This window comes from Rugamonas violacea, from assembly GCF_016461825.1.
Taxonomy (GTDB): Bacteria; Pseudomonadota; Gammaproteobacteria; order Burkholderiales; family Burkholderiaceae_D; genus Rugamonas.
Genome location: NZ_JAEMNU010000014.1, coordinates 1 through 3,523, shown reverse-complemented (window position 1 = coordinate 3,523; position 3,523 = coordinate 1). Strand labels below are relative to the sequence as shown.

At 52.6% G+C, this 3,523-nt stretch carries 3 protein-coding genes; all 3 read left to right on the top strand.

The window, feature by feature from the left end:
- Positions 1-26: 26 nt before the first annotated feature.
- Entirely contained in the window at positions 27-878 is an 852-nt protein-coding gene (locus tag H7U20_RS02425; RefSeq protein WP_199518029.1) for a hypothetical protein, read from the top strand.
- On the top strand, positions 878-1,918 hold the full coding sequence (locus H7U20_RS02420) for a right-handed parallel beta-helix repeat-containing protein (RefSeq protein WP_199518028.1): 1,041 nt from the start codon (positions 878-880) through the stop codon (positions 1,916-1,918). Before H7U20_RS02425 ends, H7U20_RS02420 begins: the two co-directional genes overlap by 1 nt.
- A 93-nt stretch (positions 1,919-2,011) precedes the next feature.
- Positions 2,012-3,523 (top strand): DUF6531 domain-containing protein (locus H7U20_RS02415; RefSeq protein WP_199518027.1); only part of this gene is annotated, 1,512 nt, incomplete at its 3' end.

Below are 3,523 nucleotides of genomic sequence, written 5' to 3'. Positions count from 1 at the left end.
CTGGCTTGGCATGAAAGAGGTCTACGTTGCAGCGAAAACAATGGGAAAATTACGAGACCGGGCCAGCACCAAGAATTGTGTATAACGGCGTGGGTATGACGCCATCTAGTTTGGCCGTAAATCAACCCGCACTGGACCGCTACCATTTTGTCGAAGATGGTTACGACCCTCCTCGCAATGCTGCCGAAATAGTATACAAAATTACACATTTTGGAGTTGATAGCCCGAATTACATAGCGCGCCGCATAGCTAATCCGGCAAGTCCACAACTTGTTCGCCTATTGAATGCCTCAAACTTCGCAAAAACCGACCCGAATGCGACGTGCGGTTCTAGCGCACAACTCTTTGGTGAGTATCTTCACGCGTTTGAAGATACGTTTGCGCACCGAACAAAAGACAACGCTCCGTTCACAGCAGAAGGATTTGGTTGGGGAACCGGACATATGCTTGCGGGGAAAAATCCTGACTTTACATACAATCATTTAAGCGATTCTACTTTGGGAGTTGGTTATTGGGGAACCAATGAAAGTAGGACTTTTGAAATGGAAACAGAGGTATTTTCCAAACTAAAAGCATTTGGAAACCCGGCCAACATGCAGGAAAGCATTGCGACGATAAAATACACCCTGGACACATTCAATAGATTTGATGCCAATGACGAAAGTGGCGAAAAATTCAATCAGAAAATAAAAACACTTAATGACGCCTTAGCATATTTAGGCTACAAAGATATCAATATCGGCCACCTCGACGGGAAAGACAGATATTTGAAAGTCGACGCACAATACAATCGAGAAAATAGTTTAATACGGCTTTTACCAGAAAACTATATTGGTACTATTTTACCCGGAGGGACAGCCCCGCTGCCGAAAAAATAATGAAAAATATGAAATTCATGCATTTCAACTTAAAACTAATTGTGTCATTATTAGCAATTATCCTCCCAATTATTATATTGACATTTACACCTAAAGGAGAAACAAATTATAAATTGCAAGCTCCGTCTCTTCGTGGCGTGCGTGAAGACAGTTGCATATATTTAAATCCAACCGACACGAATCAGACGGAGGCTACAATCAACCAAGTCGGTGTACATTGCCTTCAAGAGGACTTTTTACAAAGGCGTTTTTTTGGAGCTGGGCACGAGTTCCCCAGCCCCCACCATGTTCTAATTACCATTTTAGGTGGAGATGTAACCGTTGACTTGATGAATCATACCATTCGAAGTGATGGCCACTCGACCGGGATTGCAGCCTACATGCAATCTAACATGGGCTACGCCGAGCGGTCAAATAGCGCCTTTGGAAAGGAAACAAATAATATAACAATAAAAAATGGAGTGATTGACCTGCGCGGACTAGGAACTGGTATTAAATTGTTTAATTATTGGCCCATGTACTCAATTGATGATGAAATCCCAAAAAATCTTCCTAGCTATAAAAAAACAAATTTCATTCTGGAAAATCTCTACATAAAAACAGGGAACATCGGTGTCGCCTTGGAAGGAGATGGAAATATCATCCGGAATTGCATCATAGAAAGTGGAGGAAATGCGGCAGTTATCCTTGCAGGACCAAATTCAAAAATAACTAACAACACCATTATTCTTCACAATCCATTCATACCCGGCTCTATGGCTGAAACCTTTGGAGTTTTCGGCTCACTGAATCTCTTTGAGGTACAGAAGAGACGCGCAGAAATCAAGTCTGCGATAATTTTACATCAAGCCACAGGGACAATTATCAAAGGAAATAGAATCGAAGTAGAGGGAAAATCCCAAACGCGACATAGCATTTACATAACAAACAACAGCAAAGGTGTCCTCGTCGAGGGAAACACATTTATCAATACTGGCGAGCCTACAATTTTAGCAAACGGTAGTACGGTAATATTAAAAAATAACATTATTAAAAAGTAAAATATGAAATTATTTCACTAAAAACAACTATTGATGGTATCAGTTCAATTGCCGATGGCTTTGGACACATTCTCCTCCTTTATGAGGTGTCGAATGAAAACGCCACGAATCCAACTCGCTTTAGCCAGTCTACTGCTGCTGTCCGGCCTGGCCAGGGCGGCATGCGGCCCCACGCCCGGCGGCCCGCCGGCCTGCGCCGCTGGCAGTTCCGCGGCCAGCCTGGGCGGAAGCGGCGGGCCGGCCGCCGGCGCGGGCAATCCGCTCAACGTCATCACCGGCAACAAATACCAGCGCGAAGACGACCTGCCGGCGCTGCCCGGCGTGCTTGGGCTGGAAATCGTCCGCCACTACAACAGCGCCTTCAGCAAACCCGGCGAAAGGAACGGCATCATCGGGCGCGGTTGGCGCCTCTCCTACGAAACCGACCTGCTCGACTTCGGCGGCAAGATACAAGTGCTGCAGGCCGATGGCGGCCGGGTCATCTTCAGCCACGACCCGAACAACCCGAACCTGTGCGGCACCGCCCTGCCCGCCAACGGCAGCATGGCGCTCGAGCGCGACGCCAACGGCATGGTCGAATACACCTGGACCTGGGCCAACGGGCGCAAGCTGCACTTCAACCGCCGGGGCAAGCTCGACACCATCACGGCGCCCACCGGCGAGCGCGTCACCTTGCACTACGACAGCGTCAACCTGCTGGTGCGCGTGGTCGACCCGCAGGGCCGCAGTCTGAACCTGGCCTACCTCGACAGCGACCTGGCCAAGGCCAACGACCGCTTCCGTGGCGTGCAGTACATCGACAGTCCGGTCGGACGCTACGCCTACGAATACGGCAGCGCCTTGCCCAAGGGGGCCGGTCCGTTCGACAAACGGCAATTGCTGGCCAACCTGGTCCGGGTTCGGCTACCCACCGACTACCGGCCGAACCGGAAGGCGCACGAGCTTGGCGGCCGGGGCGCCACGGTCAGCCGTCTCAGCCGTTTCTACCACCATGAAAATCCGGCGTTTCCCTGGCTGCTGACGGGTATCAGCATCGAGGCCGCCGACAAGGACAACAAGACCGTCGCCAGCCGCTATGCCACCTACGGCTACGACCACAACGCCCGCGCCAACCTCAGCACCCACGCCGGCAACGTCGACAAGGTCACACTCGACACCAGCGAGGGCGGCAAGACGACGCTGACCAACAGCCTGGGACAGCAAACCGTCTACCGCTACGCCGTCATCGGCGGCGAGCACCGCATGCTGGAGGTGCGCGGCGCCGGTTGCGCCACCTGCGGCGACAGCAACGTCCGCTACGGCTACGACCGCCTGGGCCAGCTCACCGAAACGACCAGGCTCGATGACCAAGGTGGCCCCGTCACGAGCGAGAGGACCGAGCGCGACCAGCTCGGCCGCGTCATCAAGGTCAGCCGGGTGCCCTATTCGAACGGCAAGCCCGGTCCGGCCCAATGGCTGCTGCGCATGGAATACCAGGGCGACAGCGATGCCCCCGCGATGCTGGCCCGCCCAAGCGTCGTTCCCGGCAAGGAAGTGCGGACGCGCATTCTGTACAACGCCGCCGGACAAGCGCTGAGCGTGACGGAAAGCGGTTGGGCGCCCGCC